Genomic DNA, 24,529 nt, shown 5'->3' with positions numbered 1-24,529 from the left:
GGTAAATCCTTTGGTTCCACAGCAGTTAAATGGTTTTTTGTTACATAGACGTGAGTATCGAGAAACCAGTTATTTAACTGACTTTTTTACTGCGGAACTTGGAAAAATAAGTGCCGTGGTGAAAGGTGTTCGTGGTAATAAGGGCGATAAAAAAAGTTTATTGCAATCGTTCCAGCCTTTGTTAATCAGTATTTCTGGAAAACACGAATTGCGTAACTTGAATCAACTTGAATCGAGTGCAAGTATGTTTCGTTTAGCTGGCCATCATTTATTTTCGGCTATGTATATCAACGAAATTCTCAATCGTTTGTTGCCTAAAGAAGTTCCTCATCCTGAATTATATTGTTTGTATCAAGAAACCCTTGCGTTATTAAACACAGGTTGCAAAATTGAGCCTTGTTTACGAGAGTTTGAAATCAGTTTATTAAATGAATTAGGTTACGGTTTTGATTTAAATTATGACTATGAAAATGAGCAAGCGGTAGAACCTGATGGTGAATATTGTTTGGTTTTAGAACAAGGAGTGAAACGAGTTGGGGCTGAATTTAAAGGCAACAATCGATTCTCTGGAGATGCTTTGTTACAGATGAGCCAATTAATTTGGAACCCTGCTAGTTTACATTGCGCCAAAAGTATAAATAGGCTCGCTTTGAGTCAGTTGTTGGGCCCTAAGCCCTTAAAAAGTAGAGAGTTATTTCAACAAACGTGGAAAATTAAACAAAAAAATACGGTTTAATAAGAAGGATAGTAAATATGAAAGAAATTTTGCTGGGTGTTAATATTGATCATATTGCTACCCTACGTAATGCTCGCGGGACTTCATACCCAGATCCTGTTCATGCTGCAGAAATAGCTGAGCGTGCAGGAGCAGATGGCATTACCGTACATCTGCGGGAAGATAGAAGACATATCACCGATCGTGATGTGCAAATTTTAAGACGCACTATTCAAACTCGAATGAACTTAGAAATGGCCGTGACCGAAGAAATGTTGGCTATAGCTGAACAAACGCAGCCAGAATTTTGCTGTTTAGTTCCCGAAAAAAGACAAGAATTAACAACCGAAGGTGGTTTAGACGTAGCCGGTAACCTTCCTCGTATGACTGCTGCATGTGCACGTTTGGCTTCGGCTGGTATACTAGTGTCATTATTTATTGATGCAGATAAAACTCAAATTGACGCCGCAGTCGCTGCGGGTGCGCCATATATTGAGATCCACACTGGTCAATATGCTGAAGCGAAAAATGAACAGCAACAAGAAAAAGAATTGACCATTTTGCTTGAAGGTATTCAATACGCCCATAAACAAGGTTTAAAAGTTAATGCAGGTCACGGCCTGCATTATCATAATATTAAACCTATTGCGGCCATTCCTGAGCTGTATGAACTCAATATTGGCCATGCAATTATTGCCCGCGCGGCGTTTGATGGTTTGCATCAAGCTGTGGCCGATATGCGCAAATTAATGCAAGAAGCTCGAGCTTAATGATTGCTGGGCTAGGGACTGACATAGTTGAGGTCGCAAGATTTGAGCAACAGCTTGAAAAATCTCAACGTTTAGCCAATAGAGTCTTGACTGAAGCTGAATTGCAGCAGTATGCCCAGCATAAATTTCCTGCTCGTTTTTTAGCTAAACGATTTGCCGCTAAAGAAGCAGCAGTCAAAGCGTTAGGTACCGGAATAGCGAGCGGTGTCAGCTTTCAAGATATTGAAGTACAAAACTTAAGCTCTGGACAACCCGTATTACAATTTAGTGGAAATTATGCTGAATTGTGTAAACAAAGAAATATCAGCTGTAGCTTTATTTCAATTTCTGATGAGCAAAATTATGCAGTAGCGACAGTGATATTGGAAATTAACGAGTTAGTTAAGAATACTTGAGTCTGCACCCTTTTGGTGATTTTCAGAGCTAGTCTGACGCATTTAATTTCAGGTTTGCTATTTTAGTGCCTAACAAGCCCATAAACCTTGAATAGTAATCTTGGCTCGTTATCTGATAGCTAAGTCTATTTCTCAAAGTTATATCAACAATTTCGCTGATTGACCACTCATCACGTTGAAACGGTATAATGTAAAAACCTAATCGAAAATAGGATTGTTTAGATGGTTTCTATTCGTAAAGTACATGAAGAACAGCGCCCACCATTTGCCGAATGGTTAGCGGGGTTGAATTTATCAGACAGTAGTAAACAAAAACTACGAGATGTGTCTGATACACCAGAAATTCTGCTCATCGGCCAGGAAATGGTGGAAATTCTGCATGAATTACATATGGATGATGAAACTCTTCAAGCTGCATTAGTGTATCCCTACTGTGAATTCCATAAGTTAAATGAACAAGAAATTGAAGAAAAGTTTGGTACAGATATTCAAAAACTAATTGTCGGTGTGAGGCGTATGGATGCTATCAAGTCACTGCATACTAGAGCCAATAGTGCGAAGAAAAACGACGAAGCACAAATCGATAATGTCAGGCGTATGTTGTTAGCTATGGTAGAAGATGTTCGAGCTGTAGTACTTAAGTTGGCTGAGCGTATATGCACCCTACAAAAAGTTAAAAATGAAGAAGAAGAAACCCGAGTCCTAGTCGCTAGAGAATGTGCCACTATTTATGCACCTCTTGCCAATAGGTTAGGTATAGGCCAATTAAAATGGGAATTAGAAGACCATTCATTTCGTTATTTACATCCAGAAACCTATAAAAAAATCGCTAAATTATTAGATGAAAGACGTACCGACCGTGAACAGTATATAGAAGATTTTGTTAGCGAATTACAAGGTGTGTTAGACAGTCAAAACATTCAAGCTAAAGTGTATGGTAGGCCAAAACATATCTATAGTATTTGGAAAAAAATGCAGAAAAAGCATTTAAGTTTTGATCAATTGTATGACATACGTGCGGTGCGTATTATCGCAAACCGACTACAAGATTGTTACGCAGCCCTAGGGGTTGTGCATTCCCATTGGAAACATATTCCTAAAGAATTTGATGACTATATTGCCACGCCTAAGCCCAATGGTTACCAGTCAATTCATACTGTGACTTTAGGAAAACAAGGCAAAACCATTGAAATCCAAATTCGTACTAAACAAATGCATGATGATGCTGAGTTAGGTGTGGCAGCTCATTGGCGCTATAAAGAAGGCACCACTTCAGGGCGCACAGCTTACGAAGAAAGAATTAACTGGTTACGTAAAATTCTACAATGGCAGGAAGAAGTGGCCGACAGCGGTGATATTGTTGAAGAGTTACGTAGTCAGGTGTTTGATGACAGAGTTTACGTATTTACGCCAAATGGTGACGTGGTTGATTTACCTTTAGGTTCAACCCCTTTAGATTTTGCCTATTATATTCATAGTAATGTTGGCCACAGATGTATTGGGGCCAAAGTCAGTGGCCGTATAGTCCCCTTTACTTACCAATTACAAACGGGCGATCAGGTTGAAATTTTAACAGGTAAGCGGTCTAACCCAAGCCGTGATTGGATGCACCAAGGTTTAGGTTATGTGTATTCATCTCGCGCTCGAGCAAAAATTCAAACTTACTTTAAGAAGCAAGACAAAGATAAAAACACCATCGCCGGTAAGGATATTTTGGATCGTGAACTGATTAAGTTGCATATTGATTCGAAAGAAGCCAATGCAGCAATCGAACGCTTTAACTTTCAGAATTTAGATGATTTATATGCGGCAATTGGTGGCGGCGATATTCGTATTATGCAAGTGGTGCACTTTTTACAACAAAAGCACCAGCCAGTCCCGCCTCCTGAATTAGATTTAGATCCTAGAATTCGTCCTAGAAAACCTCAGTCTGCTAAGTTGAAAAAAGACAGCATAGTGGTTGAAGGTGTGGGGAATCTAATGAATTCTATTGCTGGCTGTTGTCAGCCATTACCAGGAGAGGCGATTTTAGGCTATATCACACAAGGGCGAGGGGTAAGTGTACACAGAGAAGACTGTGAGCAATTAAATCACTTATTAGATACTCATCCAGAACGTGAAATCGAAGTGCATTGGGCTGGAAACTTGCAAGCGGCTTTTCAAACTAAACTGCAAGTATTGAGTACAGATAGAGCAGGTGTGTTGCGTGATTTAACCACTGTTTTAGCCAATGAAAAGGTGACCTTGTTAGGGGTAAATAGCTTGAGTGACAAAGGTAAAAACAGTGCCAAAATTGAATTGAATTTAGAAGTCAAAGATGCCAGCAGTTTAGCTAAAATTATCAATAGTTTGCAGCAAGTTAAAGATGTTCTTGATGTATTTAAGGTTGATGCTTAGTGGCACAGAAACAAAGTCAATTAGACAAGTTGTTGCAAATTATGCAGCAACTGCGAGATCCAGAAAACGGCTGCCCTTGGGATAAAGAACAAACCTTTGAGTCTATTGTGCCCCATACAATTGAAGAAACCTACGAGGTGGCCGACGCTATCTTTAACGGGGATATGTCTGAAATCAAAGATGAACTAGGTGACTTGTTGTTCCAAGTGGTGTTTTATGCGCAACTTGGCAAAGAACAAGGAGATTTTGAATTTGATGATATTGCTCAAGCCATTAACGACAAGTTAATCCGCAGACATCCTCATGTATTTTCAGAAAGTCAGGCAGAACAAAACATAGACTTATCTGCTCAATGGGAGCAAATAAAATCTGAAGAACGCAAAGTTAAAGGTTTAGCCGCCGATAGCAGTATTTTAGCTAACGTCACCCAAGGTTTAAGTCCATTAACTCGAGCCAATAAGTTGCAACAGAAATGCTCAAAAGTAGGTTTTGACTGGAACGAATTACCGCCAGTGGTAGATAAGATTCATGAAGAAATAGCAGAAGTCTTAGCTGAAGTGAATGCCCCAAAAATAAACCAACAAGCGGTAGAAGAAGAAATAGGCGATTTAATGTTTGCTGTGGTCAATTTAGCTAGGCATTGCAAAGTTAATCCAGAAACCGCTTTAATTAGGGCGAACTCTAAGTTTGAAAAACGTTTTAGACAAGTTGAAAACTTAATCGAAAAACAAGGCTCTAGCGTTGAAAATTCAAGTTTAGAAGAAATGGAAGCCGCTTGGGTAAAAATCAAAAAGCTTTAAAAACGCAGTTACGCAGTAACGGAGAATAAGCAGGTGTAATTGTATGGGAGAATTGTTTTGCTTTTATACTGCTAAGTCTGTTGCCCTTGCCATACCAATAAAGACAAAAATGAATACAAATACTGTATTGATTAAGTGCATTTAATTTCTCGCTGAGTGGCTACTTATCAATACGGATTGATATCAATCCAAATCAAATACATGTCTTGATTCATTTAACATTTTTAATGCTTTGGCATTGTTGCCATGTTGCATAAAGTATTCTTCATAGCTGCCATCTTCGATACTTTTAATCAGTCCGTATTCAAGTCTTTTCGCAAGCTTAGTGTTGTCTTTGGCGACAAAGAAATATGCATTATTGCGAAACTTAAGTAACAAAGTCTGCTCAATGGCTAAATTTTCTGCTTTAGCATTAGCTAATTCGTTGTGTATATCCATTACAGAGCGAGGGTAATAATCTACTGAGCCATTGCTCACTAGTTGATAAAACTTAGGTGTCCAATCCATAGTTTTTACTTTCAAACCCGCATTACGCATTAACTGAACCTCGGACCAGCCTTTGCCTTGAAGAGCTGTTAGTTCAGCTAGTTGATTAATCGATTTAATAGAAGAGAATTTTGCTTGTTCATTTTTACGTATTAACAATACTCGATAACCAAACATGCCTTTTAATAAGGGAATTTTCACTGCTAAAGCTTGCTGCTCATGGTCTGATGTATACGTGGTCCAACTGACGTCGATTAAATTACTGTTTAAACTAACAAACTTACGAGCGTCTGACATGAGTACTTCGATCGGTACAAACTCTACCTCACCATATTCTTCAGCGGATTGTTCTACTGCTAGTTTCAACAAACCAATGAAGTAAGGGGCAAAGGATTTTATCTGGCTAGTATTATCCTCATAACGAATCACTTCTTTTGCAAAACAAGAAGATACAAATAAGGTCAACAAGAGCGCAATATTACGGACTAAATTAAATGGCATGCGGCTCCTTAAATTTTGTTAACGAACTATGCTGACACGTAATAATTGACTAATCCAGTTGTTGTCGACAATAAAAGTTAACTTTTAACTGTTTTTAGCGGTTTACAGTATATTTTTGTATTTTTATCTCACTATGCCCTAAAGCTTTTATGCTTTTTTTTGCATATCACGGCAGGGCAAAGTAATATTCTCTGCAACTTTTTTTATCTTATTTATAGACCATGCCAGTAAATTTACCTTCAATAGAAAATCAAGTATTGCCACCTGTAGCAGGGGTTCGTTTAGGTTGGGCTGAAGCTCATATTAAAAAGCCTGACCGTAAAGATATGTTAGTGATCGAAGTAGCTGACGGTAGTCGAGTTTCTGGTGTTTTCACTCAGAATCGTTTTTGTGCCGCACCTGTACATATTTGTAAACGTCATTTGGCCGAATCTAAACAGATTAAAGCTTTATTGATTAATACTGGCAATGCGAATGCTGGTACTGGTGAGCAGGGTATGCAAGATGCATTAACCAGTTGTGCCGATTTGGCAAAACAATTAAATGTGCCTACTAACGCTATTTTACCTTTTTCTACTGGGGTGATTTTAGAACACTTGCCTATGGACAAGTTACTGGCAGGTATATCGCCAGCCGTAGAGCGCTTAACTGAAGATGCATGGAAACCTGCTGCTTACTCAATTATGACAACTGATGTGGCGCCTAAGGCTTATGCTACTTCTTGTCAGTTTGCGGGGCATTCTGTGCAAATCACAGGTATCTCTAAAGGGGCGGGTATGATCCACCCCAACATGGCGACTATGTTGGGTTTTTTGGCTACTGATGCTGCTATATCTCAAGCTCTGTTAAATAAAATGACCAAACTAATCGCCGATCAGTCCTTTAACTGTATTTCGGTTGATGGTGACACTTCTACTAACGACTCTTTTATTATTATTGCCAGTGGAAAAGCAGGTAATCCAGAAATCACAGGACCTGAAGATGAAGGTTATACAGTGATTTTTCAGGCTTTATTAGAAAGTGCTCAATACTTAGCAAAAGCCATTGTACGAGATGGTGAAGGTGCGACTAAGTTTATTACAGTGAATGTTGAAGGAGCGCTGTCGAATGATGAAGCAAAAGCAGTAGGTTTTGCTATTGCTAAAAGTCCGTTAGTGAAAACCGCTATGTTTGCTTCTGATCCTAATTTAGGCCGAGTGTTAGCAGCAATTGGTTATGCTTCACGGGAATGTGTGTCCCTAGTTAACCTAGACGTAGACAATATAGAATTATATTTTGCTGATACTTTAGTGGCTGAAAAAGGTGGTCGTGCTAAAAGTTATACCGAGGATGCGGGGCAAAAAATCATGCAACAGGCTGAAATCGATATTACTGTAAAACTTAATCGTGGTAGCGAGAATACTACGATTTGGAGCTGTGATTTCAGTTACGATTATGTACGGATTAACGCTGAATACCGTACCTAATAATCAACCGCCTTAGGATCTGGCTAATAAAGCAATAATCACCACCACAAGTATGGCGCTGATACTTTGCCAAAATACTATTGGGTCTCGTTCTATCAAAGGCGGTTTGTTTTTAGTTAAAAAGCTTTTACTTGGGTGACTAAGGTCATAGATAAATTCTGATAACTCCTGATATCGTTTGTTGGGGTTAGGCTGTAATGCTTTTTTCAGGGTATCGTCTACCCAAGCTGGAATTTCTCTATCCTCATGCAATGCGCTTTGATAACGCAATTTTTTTTGTGCTGCTTGGGTTCGCGTTTTGGCTACTTCAGCGCCGTAAGGTAATTTACCCGTCAGCATTTGATAGGTGATAACAGCCAGAGAAAATAAGTCTGATCTTGAGTCACCAACTTCACCGAGGAAATATTCAGGGGCCGAATATTGTGCGGTTCCTAATATATTTTGATGTTCAATAGATTGAGTCATTTCCATTAAACCGGCTACTTTTGTTGAACCAAAATCGATGATCTTCACCACTGCAGAGTTATCTATCATGATATTTTCAGGACGTAAGTCTTGATGCAACATCTCTAAACGGTGAAAAGCTTGTAGACCTTTGGCTATTTGTCCGACAATTTCTCGGACACTTTGTAAACTGGGTTTTGGGTTATCAATCATCCACTGTGTCAGGGTTTGACCATCAATAAATTCAAATGCGGTATATAAATAATGTCGCTCATGAGTTTGCTCACAAGGTTTCAGCACATGGGCACTGTTGATCCTTTTCGCTATCCACTCTTCCATTAAGAAGCGCTCTAAGTGCGCGGCATCTTCTTGTAAATCCACAGACAGCGTTTTTAGCACAATAGGCTGATTAGATGGGCTGCTGAGATCTTCTGCTAAGTAGATATGACTACGGCTGGTGGCATATAAGTTACGTACAATTTTATAACCATCAAAATCTGCCCGTACATTGAGGATGGGCGGAAAAGGTAAACTAGTTAATTGCTGAACTCGTTCTTTAATATCTTGGTTAGGTAGTGATTCTAGCCGTAATATTTGTGCAGTTAAATTATCAGCACTGCCATTATCATAGGCATATTCGGCCATCAATTTAGCCGCTTGATCTAAATTATTATGATGTTCAGCAATGAAATTACACATTTTTTCAGTGCTAAGATGCTCGTAAACCCCGTCAGTGGCCAGTACAAATATATCGTTTTTTTCCACTGCAACTGTCTGGTGATCTAATTCCAATTGCGGGTAAATGCCCATCGCTCGACTTAGATAACTTTGCTCACTGGATATCCAAGCTCGATGATCTTCCGTAAGCTGTTCAGCCTTGTTATTTCGAATACGATAAATACGGCTATCACCTAAGTGAAACAGGTGAGCTGTCGTAGATTTGATAATCATTGCACTTAGGGTACAAACATAACCTTTGTTTTTATCGAATCTGTGTTCACCCTTTTGACTTTGTGAAAACAGCCAAGAGTTGCTCGCTGTTAATACTTGCATAGCCGATTTGTTGACCGACCATGTTTCTGAGGTGCAATAATAATCGTTTAATAAACTGCCAACCGTCGCCTCGCTAGCAAGGTGACTCACTTTACTACTACTAATACCATCAGCTACAGCCATGACAATTCCCTTAGTGGATAATTGTGGCTCGCTGGGCACTATCACACCATGGAAATCCTGATTTTCAGACTTGCGACCTTTGTTAGAATATTGTCCAACTGAGACGACTAACTGATTAGGCATAGTGTGATATTCCTTCGTTTTATATAGAGTACTTAATAACTTTTGTAAGGTAAAAATTTACCTGTCATAGTGATTTTAACTCTATCGCCTTTTGGATCTTCTTTTCGGCTTAAATCCATATCGAAATCAATTGCGCTCATAATGCCATCACCAAACTCTTCATGAATAAGGGCTTTGAAAGTGGTGCCGTAAACGCTGATCAATTCGTAAAAGCGATAGATTAACGGATCAGTAGGTACAGCCGTCGGTAATGACCCCTTATATGGTACTACTTGTAATTGAGCGACCGCTACTTCGGGTAATTCTAACAACTCGCCCACTGTGTTAGCTTGCTCTGCTGTTAAGGTCATTTGGCCTAATAATGCAGCAGTCGTCCACTCTTTACTTTGCCCTACTGCTTTAGCCAATTCCGGCCAAGTTAGGTTTTTTAGTTGTTTTTGTAAAACGATAAGTTCAGTTACTTGATTGCGATCCATGACTTTGTCCTCAACAATATTGATTAATATCTTAGGCGATGAATAAAAGTTTTACTGGCTGGAATAATTTACAACCAGTAAAACGCTAACAGGATGATTAAGCTTTGCGTGCTTTAGATTCACGCACGTGGGTGTAGTAAATTGGTAAACCTACTAATAAGAAACCACCAAATAAGTTACCTAGTGCCGTTGGAATTTCATTCCAAATTAAATAATCAGAAACAGCGAATTCACCACCCATGATCATAGAGAACGGGAAAAGGAACATATTGACTATTGAGTGTTCAAATACCATGAAGAAGAACAACATGATAGGCATCCACATGGCCGCGATTTTAGCTCCTGCCGAAGTTGAAATCATCGCACCAACCACACCCATAGATACCATCCAGTTACATAACATGCCACGGATAAAGATAGTAAACCAACCACCCACACCTTGCTCTTTATAACCAAGAGTTCGGGATTCACCAATTGAGGCTACTTTTTCTGCGATTATTCCTCCATCAACTTGATAGCCGTAAGTGAGGATGAAAGAAGCAAAAAATGCGGTAGTTAATGCTCCAGCAAAGTTACCGCAAAATACTAATCCCCAGTTTCGAAGCATACCTTGTACAGTACAACCAGGTCTTTTATCGATCACAGCCAAAGGCACTAAGGTAAATACCCCTGTTAATAGATCAAACTTCATTAAATAAAGCATGATAAAGCCAACCGGGAAAAGTACAGCCCCAAGTATTGGACTCCCTGTTTTGATAATAACTGTGATGGCAAAAAATGCCGCCAACGCAAGTATGGCTCCAGCCATAAATGCTCTAATTAAAGTATCTTTGGTAGACATGAAAATTTTCTGTTCACCGGCATCTACCATTTTGGTAGCAAATTCAGATGGTTCTAAGTAAGACATATTTTAGCCCTCTCGCTGTGTTTCTAGTTTAATGTGTGATTTTTTAGCCAAAAAAAAGCGTCCATCCACTCACCTGATGCTCAGGTGAGTGGATGGACGCCGTTATCCGTTGAATCTTTTCTTTTAGATCATCATTGACCTTGACTCAATATACTTGAAGCAAAAAGTGAACCAGAATTTAAGTTGTTGTTTTTATTGCCTTATGCAGGTCTACTGTTTTAGATACGCTCTTGTTTTGGGCTAAATAACAGAAACCGCGCACTAATTCAGTGCGCAGCGATTTGGGATAATAGAATGACTAACGTTATTTTTTATCTGCAGTTTTGTTATCAAAATCATCAGCAGTATGACGCTCATGTAGTTGCTCAGATAATTCGCCCCAAGCACGATTAACCATAATCCCACGTTTGACTGCGGGTCTTTCTGCTATTTGGTTGGCCCAGCGCACAACATTTTTAAAATCATTAACCTGTAAAAATTCTGCTGCTTCGTATAATCCACCGCGAACTAATACTCCGTACCAAGGCCAGACCGCCATATCTGCGATACTGTATTCTTCGCCTGCCACGTATGTATTTTTACTTAACTGTTTATCCAATACGTCTAATTGACGCTTTACTTCCATTGTGTAGCGGTTGATAGGATATTCATATTTTTCAGGTGCATAAGCATAAAAATGACCAAATCCACCCCCTAAAAATGGCGCAGAACCTTGTGCCCAAAATAACCAATTAAATGTTTCAGTGCGGGCAGGACCTGCTATTGGTAAAAACTGAGAAAACTTTTCTGCCAAGTGCAGTAAAATTGAAGCCGATTCAAATACATTAACCTCTTTATCACCGGATTTATCAATTAAGGCTGGAATTTTCGAGTTTGGATTAACGTTAACAAACCCCGACGAGAACTGATCGCCTTCACCTATATTAATTAGGAACGCATCGTATTCTGCTTCTTTAATACCTAAGGCTAATAGCTCTTCTAACATCACTGTGACTTTTACGCCATTAGGTGTGGCCAATGAATAAAGTTGGAATGGGTGTTGTCCTTGTGGTAACACTTTTTCATGAGTGGAACCAGAGATTGGCCGGTTGATAGTGGCAAACTTGCCGCCGCTTGCTTCATCCCAAGACCAGACCTTATCCGGTGTATATCTAGTGTCTGCCATAATATTTATTCTCTAGTTAATTGGTATATATGGAGTACGTTTATTCCTGCATAAACTTTCACGTAAAATTAAAAAAGCCCAAATAATGCTATTTGGGCTTTCATTTATAAATCAATGTATTAACGTGATTGGGCTAATATTCCCACCAAGAATCTTTCCACCAAGACAAAAATTCCTCAAAATCAATTGAGCCGTCATGGTTCTTATCGATTAGTCCAAATCCTTCTTCCACATGACTGGCTTTAGTTTTTGGAGACAACACAGTCAGCAGCTCTATAAATTCAGTTAAACCTATTTGGCCACTTCCATCTGCATCAAAAAAATCAAACTCATTACGAGCTTCGGCAACTTGTTCTGCTGTTAATATTTTATCAGTCATAGTTTTTTCAACTTTTGTTTCAATAGCTTAAGTCTACCCCTTCTTATGAGTGGGTGTCCATTGATATTGTATAAAGTGGTTGGCTGGTTTTTTACCCGTTAGACTTTCCCATTGCCGTACGCTGTGCTCGACGAGCCGCCCCTTTTTCTTGACGTCTTAATTTTATCGCTTTACGTGCTTCAAGACCTAGATGTTCTTCGTTGCGATCTTTGGCTAAATTAACTTGTTTTTCTCTTTCGCGAAAACGCTTAATTTGTTCTTCACTATGAGTACCATGACATTTAGGGCAGCTCACTCCAGGTTCAAACACATCACTTTGTTTGTCTTGTTCGGTGATAGGTAATCGACAGGCATAACATTGGTCATAATCACTTTTTTCTAAATCATGATTAACTGCCACTCGGTTATCAAAAACAAAACAATCACCTTGCCACATAGTGTCGTCTTTAGGCACATCTTCTAAATATTGTAAAATGCCCCCTTCAAGATGAAATACTTCATCAAAACCTTGCTCTTTCATATAAGCGGTCGATTTTTCACAGCGAATACCACCGGTACAAAACATAGCGACTTTTTTATGTTTGTTGGGGTCTAGATTATCTTTTACATACTGAGGAAATTCTCGAAAAGAATCTGTTTTGGGGTTCACGGCATTTTGAAAAGTGCCTATTTCGATCTCGTAATCATTACGAGTATCGATTAACAACACTTCTGGATCAGATATTAAGGCATTCCAATCTTTAGGTTTGACGTAAGTGCCTACGGTTTTAAGAGGATCTATACCTTCTACACCTAAGGTCACGATTTCTTTTTTTAGTTTTACTTTAGTGCGATGAAACGGTTGAGTCTCATCTAAAGATTCTTTGGTAGAAATAGGGTTAAGACGTTCATCTGCGTTTAACCATGCCAGTAAAGCATCTATAGTTTCTCGAGTTCCAGATACCGTGCCGTTAATTCCTTCACTGGCTAACAGTAAAGTGCCTTTAATGTTATTTGACTCCATGAATTGCAGTAAAGGTTGGCGAAGTTCTTGGAAGTTTTCTAGAGAAACAAATTTATATAAAGCACAAACAACATATTTAGACGGTTTTGAGTATTCAGACATAATAACTACCTTGCGAAATTGGGGCGTAATCCCAGAGCAAAAAAAGGGTCGCGAATATAACAAATAATGCTGTTTAGCGTCAATATTTTAGATGCGAGATAGAAGGAAAAGCAGAATAGGTCAGCATGTAGCAGAGACAAACAGTGTCAAGATATACAAAGCGCGAAGAAATAAAAAAGCGGCGCAGATTACTAGGCCGCTCTTTTATGATAAGAAAATTAGAAGTCGTCACCTTTTTGGTAGGGAATGTCTTTTTCTAATTTTTCTAACTTTTGACTAATCGCTTGAGGTGAACCTGTGTTTCGGGCTAACCAATAATAGGCTGTGGGGATAATAAACAGGGTTAATATAGCCGAAACTAGTACCCCGGCAAAAATCACCATGCCAATAACTGTGCGACTTTCAGAGCCCGGACCTGTGGCTAACACCAAAGGAAGTGAGCTAAATACAGTGGTAAATCCTGTCATCACAATAGGGCGCAAACGTAACATAGCCGCTTTTTTCAAAGCTAATTCAAATTCAGTGCCTGCGTCTCGTAACTGATTGGCAAATTCGACTATTAAAATACCATTTTTGGCGGCAAGACCAATCAACATCACTAGGCCTATTTGACTGTAGATGTTGAGGGTCATACCCGCGAAGTAGAGACCAATAAAAGCGCCTACTAAAGCCAATGGTACTGTGAGCATTATGACCCAAGGATGCACCCAACTTTCAAATTGAGCGGCTAGTATTAAGTAAACAATAGCTAATGCCATCAAGAAAATAAATATGACTGAGTTACCCGCTTCTTGATATAACTGAGACTCACCCTTGTAGTCAATGGATACTCCATCGGGTAACTCGGTTTTTACTAGATTACGTAAATACTCTAATGCTTGGCCGACTGTGTAACCTTCAGCTAAGCTGGCACTGATAGTAATACTGCGCATACGGTTATAGCGATTTAGTTTTGATGATGTGGCTCGTTCTTTTATTGTCAGCAAGTTAGCCATGGGGATCAGTTTGCCAGTACTTTGCGATCGCACATACAAATTATCTATGCTTTGTGGGCTTCGATAGTCAGCTCTAAATCCTTCTAAAATCACGTCGTATTCTTGCCCTCTGTCTAGAAATGTCGATACCTTGCGCTGGCCTAACATGGTTTCAAGTGTACGGCCAATATCACTAACAGATACACCTAAATCTGCAGCACGTTCAGTATCTATATCGACTAACAGCTGGGGCCAAGTTTCTTTGTAGTCAGAGTCTAAACGTATTAGGTTGGTATTAGTTTGTGCTACAGATAACAATTTATCGCGCCATTGCACTAAATCCTCATAAGTGTCTCCTTGCAATACAAATTGTACTGGGCGACCCACTCCTCGTCCGCCAATTCCGCTGCGCATAACTGCAAAAGCGCGAATATCAGGAATCACAGAAAGCTTCTGCGTAATTTCGTCCATTAATTCAAATGATGAGCGACGATCAGACAAACCATCGTCATTAATTGGTGTGCCAACTACAGCAATGCCGGAACTACCACCAAAACCTGGCGTTCTGACTAACACCCGACTCACCTCATTAGTTTTCAAATAAGGCAATAACATTTCTTCTACTGTTTTTAAATGTCGGCTATTTTCACTAAAACTGGTACCTTCAGCAGACTGCACCATGATAAAGAAGTTCCGTCTGTCTTCTTTAGGTACAAACTCGCTGGGAATGACTTCTGCTAATCGCACTAAAGCGACAATACTGACTATGATTAACAGGGACATTAAAATAGGTTGATGGATGGTTTTACCCAATATTTTGAAATATCCAGCTTCAAATTTTTTGAATGACTTGTCCATCCATCGACTAAAACCAGAATTTCGTTCGTTCTTTTTCAGTAATTTAGAACTAAGCATAGGTGTCAGGGTTAAAGCGGTTACACTGGAGAAGGCTACAGCTGCGGCAATGGCTAGCGCAAACTCAGTGAATAAACGACCTATGTTGCCTTGTAAAAAGACTAAAGGCATAAACACTGCTATCAACACCAATGTAGTGGCAATAACCGCAAAGCCTACTTCTCTAGTGCCTCGATAAGCGGCTAATAATTTAGGTTCACCCATTTCGATACGTCTTGAGATGTTTTCTAATACGACTATGGCGTCATCTACTACTAAACCTATTGCTAAAACCATAGCTAATAGAGTTAATAAATTAATCGAAAAACCTAAGGCATACATAACGGTAAAGGCTGCGACCAAAGAAACAGGAACGGTAATGGCAGGGATGATAGTGGCCCGGATATTACCCAAGAAAATGTAAATCACTAATACCACCATTAACATGGCGATGGCTAAGGTGTTATACACTTCGTCAATAGAAGCTTCGATAAATTGTGATGAATCATAACTAGGCACAATAAATATATTGTCTGGTAAGGATTTTTCTATTTGTGTGATGGCTGCTCTAGCGGCACGTGCAACTTCTAATGTATTGGCTTTAGATTGTTTAATAATACCTAAACCAATCATGTTGACGCCATCACCTCTGAACTCGGTTTTATCATCCTCAGCACCAAGCTCTACTGTGGCCACGTCACCTAATCTTACTAGGTAGCCATCATCGCCCATTTTAATGGCTAGCTTGGCAAAGTCTGCGGGCGTTAGATAACTGCGGGCAACACGCACTTCAAAATCTCGTTGTAAAGATTCTACTTCCCCTGCGGGTAATTCGACGTTTTCACTGCGTATGACTTGTTCTATATCATTCACTGTAATGTCTCTGGCGGCCATGGCGTTTCGGTCAAGCCAGACCTTCATTGCATAACTTCTGCCTCCACCTAAGCGAACTCGAGCCACACCTTCAGCAACGGAGAGTCGATCAACAATAAATCGATCTGCATAGTCTGTTAGCTCCATGACACTCATGCTGTCACTACGTAAGTTGTACCAAATTATGACATCTTCGTCAGAGCTTGATTTTGAAACCTCTGGAGGTTCAGCCTGATCGGGTAAGTTATTTAAGGCTCGGCTTACTCGTTCACGGACATCATTTGAAGCGGCGTCTATATCACGAGATAAATTGAACTCTATACTAATAGATGAGCGGCCATTACTGCTGGTGGAGGTAATATTTTTAATGCCTTCAATGCCACTTATGCGATCTTCTAATAATTGAGTAATACGTGTTTCGACTATAGATGATGAAGCACCAGTGTAGGTGGTACTAATTGAGACTATTGGTGGATCAATGTCAGGATATTCGCGTAATGAAAGCATAGTCACGGCTACAATACCAAACACAACTAACAATAAATTGACGACTGAAGCAAAGACCGGACGTTTTATGGAAATGTCAGATAACAACATACTACCCCCTTAATCTTTTTCAGTTGCTGAGGGTAATACGTTAACCTCTGAACCATCTTTTAAGCGTAATGCGCCTTCGACTACTATTTGGTCATTCTCATTTAGGCCGGAAATAATTTGTGCAATGCCTGGTTTGCGTAAACCGACTATAACTTCTCTTTGGATTGCTTTGTTGTCCTCAATTAAAAACACGAACTGTTTATCTTCAATTGGTACTAGCGCAGTCTCGGGAAGTACTAGCGTGTTTAAAATTTCTTTTTGTAAGTTTAGCTGTAACAACATGCCAGGACGTAATTGCAAATCTTTGTTGTCTACAAGCGCGCGGATTTGAATAGCACGAGTAATAGGATCCACCCGAGAAGCAATATTAGATATTTTTCCAGTAAAAGCTGCACCCGGATAAGCGACAGATGTTGCGGCAATGTGTTGACCATTATGCACACTGGGCAGATGAGACTCGGCAATGGTGAAATCCACTTTTATTATGCTCATATCATCTAAAGTGACGATTAGATCTCCCGGCTCTACTAATGCGCCCACACTGACTTTACGCACACCTAACAGACCGCTAAAAGGTGCTCTTAGTTCAAGTTCGTCGAGTAAGGTTTTTGCCACTTCAAGTTGGGCTTTTAATGCTTTAACTTTTGCTTCTTGTTCATCTAAAAGTTGTTTTGATGCAACACTTAATTGAGCTAAATTATCGATACGTTTTAATTGACGTTTGGCTTCTTGTAGGTTGATGTCTAATTCGTTTAATCTAGCCTTTTCTTCTCTATCATTCAGCTTTAACAATAATTGCCCTTTCTTGACAAAATCCCCATCATCAAAATGAATGCTTTGCACTATGGCTGATTTTTGTGCAGTGATAGTGATAGATTCATTGGCGTTAGCTGTGCCCAAAGCTTCTACAGTGACAGGAAATTTTTGTTCTACCACAGTGTAAGTTCTTACTGGAGTAGTCGTTGACCTTTTTTCTTGTTGTTGCTCGTCACTTGGTAGGTATAAATAAACTAGTAAACCACTCATCAAAATCAATGCGAGAAGGATGGGTGAAAGTATTTTTCCTTTGGACATGAAGAAACCTTTTTAATAGTTAAAATATATAAAATTAGGATGTATTGGTTTAAGACTAAAGTCGTAGATAAACTATTCTATCGTAAAGCAATAATTACGCCTTTATTCTTTTGTATATAAATGTGTAGTAAATCTGCTACATAACTTTAGTAGTTTAAACCTAGATACCCTGTCTAGGGTTATGATTTGCGGTATAACGGCGGTTTTATTAGGTCAAAGGTAATTTTTCTCTAAGGGATTTTTGTAAATAACTGAATAATAAGTGAATACCTAAATCAAAAATGGTGCAATTTCACGGTATTATTTCATAACTGTGCATGTTGCCACTAATCGCTCTATTACTTGAGTCGGCTATTTCGCCTAAATTCATATTCGCCGGACCTGTAGGTTCCATTAATAAATATTCTATGCCTTCTATATTTAATGTACGTTCAGTGGTTCTGAAGGGCAGGCTAATGCCTAATAGTGCGTGATTCGGTAAATACAGCATGATCAGTTTGGCATCAGGCAATAGAGAACGTATTAAACTGGCCGTTAACGCTGACTTACTGTCACAGTCACCTTGATTATTCGACAGTATTAGAGGGGGGGGCAGATATCCTGCACCATTTGACGTTTTTCTATCTTCTAGCGCGCTATATGGAATACTTTGTACCCAACTTAATAATAAATTTACGTACAAACGAGTTTCACTATTTTCCGGTATTTTTTGATATAAAGCTTGAGCTACAGGTAATAAAACCTTGGTGTTTTCGGCTATATAACGTAGGTGATCAGGTTTAACTACTTTTTGCCCTAAATGAGTACGAAAGTGGCTGAGATAGTTGTCTTTTAAGTATTGCTCAAAAGCGCGTTCTTTACTTTGATACATAGCAGTTTGCCATTTCTGCAGTAATTTAGCTGAACGGCTATTAACACTAATTTGTATGTCTTTGCCCTGCCGCTGAATTTTAACGCTGGCTTCTCTGGGATCTATTGTTCTGGCTGCTTTGTGTAATTCAATATACACATACTGATCAGCTAATTCGCTAATAAATCTTTTATGATGTTTAGTATTGACCTGCTTAAGTGGCAAGGAAAATTTTAGGTCTCGTATCTGTTGCTGATTGTCTTGCCACTGATAAGAAAAGTACATTTGTTGATCTTTTTTTTCTATTTCGAATAAAAGTTGTGCTGCATTTATGCCCAGGCTAGTGAATAGCAAGCTAAGTATTGGTGAAAGACTAATTATTTTGTGAAACAAAAACATCAAGAATGGATTACCGTTAAATGAGTCTGAAAGCTAATTTACCACCTATTTTAGTAATGGGTAAACTTTGTCATTCACTGTCTGTGCTAGCGATTATGTTATAGGGATCATGTATGCCTAAAGTGACAACTATTTCGATAGAGCTACAACAGACCTTACAATCAATAATTGGTTGCTTATTCATATCGTTATCTTGATCAATTTTTATTTCATTTATTTCCATGCAATATGGGCAACTGAATTCTGAGTTTGTTATTAAGCTCATGTTTTTTCCTTAAATGCTGGCTAATCACTTCTTATTTCTGAAGGATATGTATGTAAACTCTGATTTAAATCATAGGTCATTAAAATATTTTTGTGAGCTTTTTTTAGTTTACTGATAGATTGATTGGTATAAAAAATTATACCAAAAAACTATTGTTTGATTACAGCTAAAAATGCTCCGACAGAAATAGAATATTACGTTATAATCGGCGCAACTAATTTGGAGAGTGTAAATATGCGTGTATGTGGTGTTGAATTAAGTGCAAATGATGCAAATGTCTGTTTGTTATCTTTGGCAGATGAAGTGTTTCAAATTCCTGATTGCCGTGCCCGTAAATTTAGTTTACCGAAAAATGCAGATGCATCAGATTTACGTTATTTTCAAAAGTCTTTTGCGCAGTTAGTTCAGGATTACAAAATAGATAAAATAGTTATTCGTCAGCGTCCAATGAAGGGCAAGTTTGCCGGTGGGGCTGTGGGGTTTAAATTAGAAGCGGCCTTAGAATTACTAGCTGATGTTGAAGTGATTATAATGAGCCCAACTGAAATTAAAGAATCTCTTAAGCGAAATCCGGTACTTGTTCCTATGGATGAAACCGGCCTTAAAATGTTTCAAGAAACTGCATTTAATACCGCTTATGCTTATCTGATGAAAGATAAATACGACTTGTAACTAATAATAACTGCGAACTTTTTGTTAATAGCTTTTAGCTGCAGGCAAATCAAAAAAAGCGCATCATTACTAATAAATGATGCGCTTTTTTATTGACATAAAGTTTGGTTTTATAAAATCATGCTCGTAGCTTATTTTTCAGCTATTTGCCATACCGATACCGTACCGCTTACTTCATTGCCAACCACTAACAAAGCACTACCACTTGGGCTATTTTCTGCTGTTACAAAAGCCATGCCTTCAGGTGCGCTGTCACCAATTATATCGCCACCTTCAGTGATATCACGGTTAATCACATAGTCTACAAACTTAGTGTCGTATGGGTTAGTAATGTCATAAACCATAATGCCACCCATTCGCTCAAGTCCAATAAATGCGTAAGTTTTATCGCCTACTTGACCCACAGCTAATGCTTCAGGCTCAGGGCCTTTATTAGCCGAACGTGAATCGCCTTCGTTTTCGTCATTATTGTTATTAAATGCATCTCCATGAATGGAAGCTGTAATACGTTCAAAGTCATCACCAGAATCAAATACGACTAAGCCGTTGTTATCCCAAATGGTGAATGAACGGGCACCATATGCATAAAGGCTTTCATATTCATCATCACCATCTGAGTCGCCTAAAGCACTCGTCACTGTCAGTCGACCAAGAGGATAGGCAGTGAAATCGACGTCTTCAGGATCATCACCGGCTATGGTTTCTAGATTTGAACCAGCAGCATAATCAAGTTTACGTGCTTGAGTTTCATCTGTATAAGACAAACAGCCGTCATCTTCGTCAAAATCTTGTCCACCTGCGGCTTCACATAAATCTTCATCTTGTTCGCCACTTTCATTTAACGTGTCGAAGAAATACTCTCGAGCGTCACCTTCGTTGGCTGTGACTAGGAAGTTTGCCTCTTTCCATTGGAAAGAAGCAATAGTATCAGGCATGTATAAACCATATAAATTTTGGTATTGACCAAAGCTAACTGCACCATCTTCCATGGTATCAATTTGGTATTCACTCCAATCTTTATAACCAAGACCTACCACTTTGACACTGTTGTCTGCTAAATTGATAATGGCTAAACCATTATTTTCTTGTAGCGTAACGTAGGCTATTTGATCTGTAGTGGTAATGTATTCAGGCTCTAAATCTTGGGCGATAGTGGTGCTTATAAGCGTGCCATTAATTGTTCTGCCACTTGGATTAGGGAAATGCATGCCTTGGGCTTCAAGTTCAGCTTGCTTACCATTATATGCTTCAAAAGTGATAGCCATTGAGGTGTCGGCTGGAGTGCCATCAGTAATAGCGATAACAGATACTGAGCCTTCAGGATCTATGTTGTAGTCACCACTTGGTTCACCTTCGTTTGCTGTTAATACTTTTGTTCCGTCAGGAGTAAAAGTTACCATGTCCGGTAAATTACCCACTTCCACCGCTTTTACAAATACCGGCGCAGAAGAATTTAAGCCATTATAAAATAACACAAAGCCATTGCTTGCTTTGTCGTCTGCCGGAACGGCTATGGCCATTAAGTCACCAGATACTGCGACACTAGTAGGACCATCTAAATCGACTCCAGAGATATCTGTAGGTAATATGAATGGGGTAGTGGTTAGGTTGTCAGCGGTTAATGGATCCGCTACTGCTTCTGCAGTCATGCTACTTGCATTAATCATTTCAACAGTAGGCTCATCGGCAGCACTGTTGATGGCATAGATAGTATTGGTAGCTACATGATATTGAACGATTTCAGCCGCGCCTTCAGGATCGCTAGGATTAAGTTGAATACGCCCGACTATGCTTAAGCTTATACCTGCATTGGCATCTTGTCCGTCAGCGCCAGGTGCACCATTCTGACCGTCGGCTCCTGGAGTACCAATTGCCCCTGGAGTACCTGCTGCGCCGTCTTGACCATCGTCACCTTCTAATGAACATCCACTAATAGATAAACCTATGGCTAAGGCAATAGCTGTTTTGCTGTAAAAATTTGAAATTGTCACTAAGTGTTTCCTTTGCTGTATTATTTTAATGAACAGCATATGAAAGAGCCATGACACTTCTGTGAAAGAAAAGTGATAGCTTTATGACATTAATGTGGCGTAGATTTTATAACAATGTCCAATCCACTAAATGGTGGACTGGAGGTAAGTGTAATATGATTAATAATACCGCAGGTCTTCAACCTTGCCCCAAAATACTCGGTAAGAAAATACGGTATAAGCCAAAATGCATGGAATAACAAACACTGCACCGTATAAAATAAAACGCAGCGAATCCGGCGCGCTTGCGGCTTGCCAAATTATTAATTTACCTGGCACTACATAAGGGTAAAATCTAAAGGCTAAGCCACAGAAGCAAAATATGTAGACAATGACAATGATTGTAAAGGGGAGCCTACAACCTGAATCGTCTTTTAACGGTAATCGTTTAAGAACTAAATGGCCAACATATAATAGGGTAAAGCATACAAAGGGGATAACAGCGACAAAGTACGCAAACGGGGCTGTGGTCCATCACTCGTATACAAACTGGTTGAACAGCTGGTTTGTGATGAATTTGTACAAGTCGCCAAGATTGTAATTCTTTTAAGCCCATACTGAAGTTGCCACGAGAAACGCTTAATGCTTCAGCTATTTGATTGGCTGTGAGTCAATGTTTATTTTTAAATTTATCGACAGAAGGGAGTTTGAAAGGCGTTTTATTTATCAGAGCTGATTCGCTTTAAGCGTTGCAGAATTAACTCTGGTTCAACAATGCCATATTGTACTTTTAATTCATTAATCATTTTAGGATGTGACCTAATAAACTTATTAATTTCGTCTATTAATTGAGTTTTATTCACCGTTGATATTTTAAATTCAACTACTGAATGGGGTAACTCGGGAGCAAATACAAATTCCCTAAATTGAGGATTATTTTGTAATTGATGTTGGCTTACAAAAAAGTCGACTTCAGCGGCATCAACTCTATCTTTTGCCAAAAGTTGTAGTTCAGCTAAAGGGGTATTAACTTCTATTAAAGTCACCTTTTTTGCATTAATTAATACTTCCCAACCTTCTTGAGGGGTAAATCCTAGAGGGATGCTTAAACGTTTAATAGTACTAATATTTTGACCTAATTTAGCTGCCTTAACCATAGTGCCACCTAATGTTCGCACAATAGTGTCACTATAGTACTTTCCTTTTGCGAAGTTTTTATCCTTATTAAACAGGTGGTTATCCGGATATACTAAGTCTATCGTTCCTTTTTCTAATTCTCTTTGTAACCTAAGTACTGGCATTTGATGGTAGACAAATTGGTGTCCTGTGTAGGCGCTAAATTCTTGCAAAATAGCCCATATTATTCCTTTATTGGTACCAGATTGAAAATTGTAGTGAGGATAATAATTAAAGTTTTGTGACGCTACGACAAACTTTTCTGCCCAAGCAGGTGTTTGCCAAATACAGAACCAAATAATTATCAATTTATACATTGCATCTTCTTTTATCTATTGTGAGATAGGCACCGCTTATTGCTAGAGGCTTTATTATAAGGGAATAGTAACTAATTGCTGCACAATTTCTTCTCTTAGTTGGTTGTGTCTCAGAAAGTTCAATTTATACCATTCTAGCAATAGCCTGCTATTACGTACGAAAAACCGCCACTTCTTATCCAGAACTCAGGTTAAGTATTATTGCCTAATGGTTTTAGGACTAGTTTTTCTAAAATAGTCAGGACTAATAGCTGCATTATTCTTTGATATTTTAGTTGATTCAGTTAAGGTTATGGTCAATATGTCATATTAATCATGTATATAAGCATCATTGATTATAAAGAATATATGTCAATTCTTGAGCAAGCTTTTTTTTAGTTCACATTTTTTTGAAATATATTGATGGTATGTGTGGTCTACAAAATTAATATAAAAAACATAAAGGAAACTGATGATTAATAATGAATTTTCAGTAAATAGTTTATTAGAAACCATCCAACAGGCAAAACAGTTTTTGTTTGCATTTGATGCTAAAAATTATCAGCTAGTGATTAATCCCCACTTTAGTAGTAGTGCAGGTGCTCATATGCGCCATATTTTAGACCATTATTTTGCTCTTATGGACGGCGTAGATTCAGGGGTGGTGAATTATAATAAACGTAACCGTCATGCTAGTTATGAGTCCTGTCCTGAAAAGGCGCTAAGCAAATGGCAAGAGGTAGAAGCTTGGTTATTGGAAATTTGTAACAAGGATATTCACCAAGAGTTAGAAGTTATTTGTGAAATCTCAGTCAATGAAACACAGAACACTAGTAGTCGGTCATCTTTAGGCAGAGAGTTAGTGTTTGTTTCTAGCCATGCGATCCATCATTTTTCACTTTTATCAGCTATGAGTTCTTTGCTAGGTATGCAAACAGAATCGACATTTGGTTTAGCGCCAAGTACTGCTAGTTATTTGCGGGAACAAGCCTAAGTCAATAAGGGGGGAACATTGGCGAATGTTTTAACCAGGTGCGCGATTAAAAAGTGTTTAGATTGAACAAAATTCATACACAAAAATTCAACAGCCACTAGCCCTAGTATTTCTTTTCTGGTATTCCCTATAAAAAGTAAGGATAATCCTCAGCCTATTCGAGTTTAGGTCGCGAGGCGGCCGTATTTAA

Annotated in this window: 21 protein-coding genes and 2 pseudogenes; 8 read left to right on the top strand and 15 right to left on the bottom strand. The window is 38.9% G+C overall.

The annotated features are described in order from the left end of the window. The first annotated feature begins 10 nt into the window (after positions 1–10). From recO to mazG, 5 genes are all read left to right on the top strand, one after another. Complete coding sequence (recO, locus tag GQR87_RS16965) at positions 11–736, top strand: DNA repair protein RecO (protein ID WP_158971382.1); 726 nt, start codon at positions 11–13, stop codon at positions 734–736. A gap of 17 nt (positions 737–753) precedes the next feature. Beyond that, a complete protein-coding gene (pdxJ, locus tag GQR87_RS16960; RefSeq protein ID WP_158971380.1) occupies positions 754–1,485 on the top strand; it encodes a pyridoxine 5'-phosphate synthase in 732 nt (243 codons plus the stop codon). Beyond that, entirely contained in the window at positions 1,485–1,880 is a 396-nt protein-coding gene (gene acpS, locus GQR87_RS16955) for a holo-ACP synthase (RefSeq protein ID WP_158971378.1), read from the top strand. Before pdxJ ends, acpS begins: the two co-directional genes overlap by 1 nt. A 222-nt stretch (positions 1,881–2,102) precedes the next feature. Further along, positions 2,103–4,277: a GTP diphosphokinase gene (relA, locus tag GQR87_RS16950; protein ID WP_158971376.1), complete on the top strand. Its 2,175-nt coding sequence runs from the start codon at positions 2,103–2,105 to the stop codon at positions 4,275–4,277. Further along, the gene (gene mazG / locus GQR87_RS16945) at positions 4,277–5,077 is read left to right on the top strand and encodes a nucleoside triphosphate pyrophosphohydrolase (RefSeq protein ID WP_158971374.1); all 801 of its coding nucleotides are present in this window, start codon (positions 4,277–4,279) and stop codon (positions 5,075–5,077) included. The genes relA and mazG overlap by 1 nt, the downstream gene beginning before the upstream one ends. A gap of 183 nt (positions 5,078–5,260) precedes the next feature. On the opposite strand, the gene GQR87_RS16940 is transcribed toward mazG, so the two are convergent. Next, on the bottom strand, positions 5,261–6,064 hold the full coding sequence (locus GQR87_RS16940) for an ABC transporter substrate-binding protein (RefSeq protein ID WP_158971372.1): 804 nt from the start codon (positions 6,062–6,064) through the stop codon (positions 5,261–5,263). 221 nt (positions 6,065–6,285) lie between these two features. On the opposite strand from GQR87_RS16940, the gene argJ reads away from it, so the two are divergent. Further along, the gene (gene argJ, locus GQR87_RS16935) at positions 6,286–7,530 is read left to right on the top strand and encodes a bifunctional glutamate N-acetyltransferase/amino-acid acetyltransferase ArgJ (RefSeq protein WP_158971370.1); all 1,245 of its coding nucleotides are present in this window, start codon (positions 6,286–6,288) and stop codon (positions 7,528–7,530) included. Positions 7,531–7,542: 12 nt separating this feature from the next. On the opposite strand, the gene GQR87_RS16930 is transcribed toward argJ, so the two are convergent. The 10 genes from GQR87_RS16930 to GQR87_RS16885 all read right to left on the bottom strand — a co-directional run bounded on the left by GQR87_RS16930 (position 7,543) and on the right by GQR87_RS16885 (position 19,231). Further along, a complete protein-coding gene (locus tag GQR87_RS16930; RefSeq protein ID WP_158971368.1) occupies positions 7,543–9,273 on the bottom strand; it encodes a bifunctional protein-serine/threonine kinase/phosphatase in 1,731 nt (576 codons plus the stop codon). Between the two features lie 32 nt (positions 9,274–9,305). Then, positions 9,306–9,749, bottom strand: a complete 444-nt coding sequence (cynS, locus tag GQR87_RS16925; RefSeq protein WP_158971366.1) for a cyanase — start codon at positions 9,747–9,749, stop codon at positions 9,306–9,308. A 97-nt stretch (positions 9,750–9,846) separates the two neighbouring features. Then, positions 9,847–10,656, bottom strand: coding sequence for a formate/nitrite transporter family protein (locus tag GQR87_RS16920; protein WP_158971364.1), 810 nt, complete (start codon positions 10,654–10,656; stop codon positions 9,847–9,849). A gap of 304 nt (positions 10,657–10,960) precedes the next feature. Next, on the bottom strand, positions 10,961–11,821 hold the full coding sequence (gene yghU, locus GQR87_RS16915; protein WP_158971362.1) for a glutathione-dependent disulfide-bond oxidoreductase: 861 nt from the start codon (positions 11,819–11,821) through the stop codon (positions 10,961–10,963). A gap of 133 nt (positions 11,822–11,954) precedes the next feature. Next, complete coding sequence (locus GQR87_RS16910) at positions 11,955–12,200, bottom strand: EF-hand domain-containing protein (RefSeq protein ID WP_158971360.1); 246 nt, start codon at positions 12,198–12,200, stop codon at positions 11,955–11,957. Between the two features lie 91 nt (positions 12,201–12,291). Beyond that, positions 12,292–13,305 (bottom strand): rhodanese-related sulfurtransferase, encoded by a 1,014-nt coding sequence (locus GQR87_RS16905; protein WP_158971358.1) that lies wholly within the window; start codon positions 13,303–13,305, stop codon positions 12,292–12,294. A 218-nt stretch (positions 13,306–13,523) separates the two neighbouring features. Next, the gene (locus tag GQR87_RS16900; RefSeq protein WP_158971356.1) at positions 13,524–16,643 is read right to left on the bottom strand and encodes an efflux RND transporter permease subunit; all 3,120 of its coding nucleotides are present in this window, start codon (positions 16,641–16,643) and stop codon (positions 13,524–13,526) included. A 9-nt stretch (positions 16,644–16,652) separates the two neighbouring features. Further along, positions 16,653–17,717: an efflux RND transporter periplasmic adaptor subunit gene (locus GQR87_RS16895; RefSeq protein WP_158971354.1), complete on the bottom strand. Its 1,065-nt coding sequence runs from the start codon at positions 17,715–17,717 to the stop codon at positions 16,653–16,655. A 292-nt stretch (positions 17,718–18,009) separates the two neighbouring features. Continuing rightward, positions 18,010–18,852, bottom strand: a complete 843-nt coding sequence (locus GQR87_RS16890) for a hypothetical protein (RefSeq protein ID WP_158971352.1) — start codon at positions 18,850–18,852, stop codon at positions 18,010–18,012. 184 nt (positions 18,853–19,036) lie between these two features. Further along, positions 19,037–19,231, bottom strand: coding sequence for a CPXCG motif-containing cysteine-rich protein (locus GQR87_RS16885; RefSeq protein WP_158971349.1), 195 nt, complete (start codon positions 19,229–19,231; stop codon positions 19,037–19,039). Between the two features lie 234 nt (positions 19,232–19,465). Between GQR87_RS16885 and GQR87_RS16880 the strand changes: the two genes are divergently transcribed. After that, positions 19,466–19,903 carry a DUF3010 family protein gene (locus GQR87_RS16880; protein WP_158971347.1) on the top strand — a complete coding sequence of 146 codons (438 nt, stop codon included), beginning with the start codon at positions 19,466–19,468 and terminating at the stop codon, positions 19,901–19,903. Between the two features lie 131 nt (positions 19,904–20,034). Here the strand turns inward: GQR87_RS16880 and GQR87_RS16875 are convergent, their stop codons facing one another. The 4 genes and pseudogenes from GQR87_RS16875 to GQR87_RS16865 all read right to left on the bottom strand — a co-directional run bounded on the left by GQR87_RS16875 (position 20,035) and on the right by GQR87_RS16865 (position 23,366). Further along, positions 20,035–21,894: a choice-of-anchor I family protein gene (locus tag GQR87_RS16875; RefSeq protein WP_158971345.1), complete on the bottom strand. Its 1,860-nt coding sequence runs from the start codon at positions 21,892–21,894 to the stop codon at positions 20,035–20,037. Positions 21,895–22,053: 159 nt separating this feature from the next. Beyond that, a pseudogene (locus GQR87_RS22430) lies at positions 22,054–22,389 on the bottom strand (cytochrome d ubiquinol oxidase subunit II); the annotation flags it as partial. Positions 22,390–22,435: 46 nt separating this feature from the next. Then, a pseudogene (locus tag GQR87_RS22425) lies at positions 22,436–22,543 on the bottom strand (transcriptional regulator); the annotation flags it as partial. Positions 22,544–22,592: 49 nt separating this feature from the next. Further along, complete coding sequence (locus tag GQR87_RS16865) at positions 22,593–23,366, bottom strand: transporter substrate-binding domain-containing protein (RefSeq protein ID WP_158971343.1); 774 nt, start codon at positions 23,364–23,366, stop codon at positions 22,593–22,595. 451 nt (positions 23,367–23,817) lie between these two features. Between GQR87_RS16865 and GQR87_RS16860 the strand changes: the two genes are divergently transcribed. Beyond that, on the top strand, positions 23,818–24,339 hold the full coding sequence (locus tag GQR87_RS16860; RefSeq protein ID WP_158971341.1) for a hypothetical protein: 522 nt from the start codon (positions 23,818–23,820) through the stop codon (positions 24,337–24,339). Positions 24,340–24,529 lie beyond the last annotated feature (190 nt).

The sequence above is a fragment of the Paraglaciecola sp. L3A3 genome, assembly GCF_009796765.1.
Classification (GTDB): domain Bacteria; phylum Pseudomonadota; class Gammaproteobacteria; order Enterobacterales; family Alteromonadaceae; genus Paraglaciecola.
The sequence above is the reverse complement of the archived record's forward strand: the minus strand, read 5'-3'. Positions and strand labels throughout refer to the sequence as shown.

What these genes read in the sequence shown, in the direction of transcription:
- pdxJ (WP_158971380.1), top strand. Translation starts at nt 754, where the DNA reads ATGAAAGAAATTTTGCTGGGTGTTAATATTGATCATATTGCTACCCTA.
- acpS (WP_158971378.1), top strand. Translation starts at nt 1,485, where the DNA reads ATGATTGCTGGGCTAGGGACTGACATAGTTGAGGTCGCAAGATTTGAG.
- relA (WP_158971376.1), top strand. Translation starts at nt 2,103, where the DNA reads ATGGTTTCTATTCGTAAAGTACATGAAGAACAGCGCCCACCATTTGCC.
- GQR87_RS16940 (WP_158971372.1), bottom strand. Translation starts at nt 6,064, where the DNA reads ATGCCATTTAATTTAGTCCGTAATATTGCGCTCTTGTTGACCTTATTT.
- argJ (WP_158971370.1), top strand. Translation starts at nt 6,286, where the DNA reads ATGCCAGTAAATTTACCTTCAATAGAAAATCAAGTATTGCCACCTGTA.
- GQR87_RS16930 (WP_158971368.1), bottom strand. Translation starts at nt 9,273, where the DNA reads ATGCCTAATCAGTTAGTCGTCTCAGTTGGACAATATTCTAACAAAGGT.
- cynS (WP_158971366.1), bottom strand. Translation starts at nt 9,749, where the DNA reads ATGGATCGCAATCAAGTAACTGAACTTATCGTTTTACAAAAACAACTA.
- GQR87_RS16920 (WP_158971364.1), bottom strand. Translation starts at nt 10,656, where the DNA reads ATGTCTTACTTAGAACCATCTGAATTTGCTACCAAAATGGTAGATGCC.
- yghU (WP_158971362.1), bottom strand. Translation starts at nt 11,821, where the DNA reads ATGGCAGACACTAGATATACACCGGATAAGGTCTGGTCTTGGGATGAA.
- GQR87_RS16910 (WP_158971360.1), bottom strand. Translation starts at nt 12,200, where the DNA reads ATGACTGATAAAATATTAACAGCAGAACAAGTTGCCGAAGCTCGTAAT.
- GQR87_RS16905 (WP_158971358.1), bottom strand. Translation starts at nt 13,305, where the DNA reads ATGTCTGAATACTCAAAACCGTCTAAATATGTTGTTTGTGCTTTATAT.
- GQR87_RS16900 (WP_158971356.1), bottom strand. Translation starts at nt 16,643, where the DNA reads ATGTTGTTATCTGACATTTCCATAAAACGTCCGGTCTTTGCTTCAGTC.
- GQR87_RS16895 (WP_158971354.1), bottom strand. Translation starts at nt 17,717, where the DNA reads ATGTCCAAAGGAAAAATACTTTCACCCATCCTTCTCGCATTGATTTTG.
- GQR87_RS16890 (WP_158971352.1), bottom strand. Translation starts at nt 18,852, where the DNA reads ATGTACTTTTCTTATCAGTGGCAAGACAATCAGCAACAGATACGAGAC.
- GQR87_RS16885 (WP_158971349.1), bottom strand. Translation starts at nt 19,231, where the DNA reads ATGAGCTTAATAACAAACTCAGAATTCAGTTGCCCATATTGCATGGAA.
- GQR87_RS16880 (WP_158971347.1), top strand. Translation starts at nt 19,466, where the DNA reads ATGCGTGTATGTGGTGTTGAATTAAGTGCAAATGATGCAAATGTCTGT.
- GQR87_RS16865 (WP_158971343.1), bottom strand. Translation starts at nt 23,366, where the DNA reads ATGTATAAATTGATAATTATTTGGTTCTGTATTTGGCAAACACCTGCT.
- GQR87_RS16860 (WP_158971341.1), top strand. Translation starts at nt 23,818, where the DNA reads ATGATTAATAATGAATTTTCAGTAAATAGTTTATTAGAAACCATCCAA.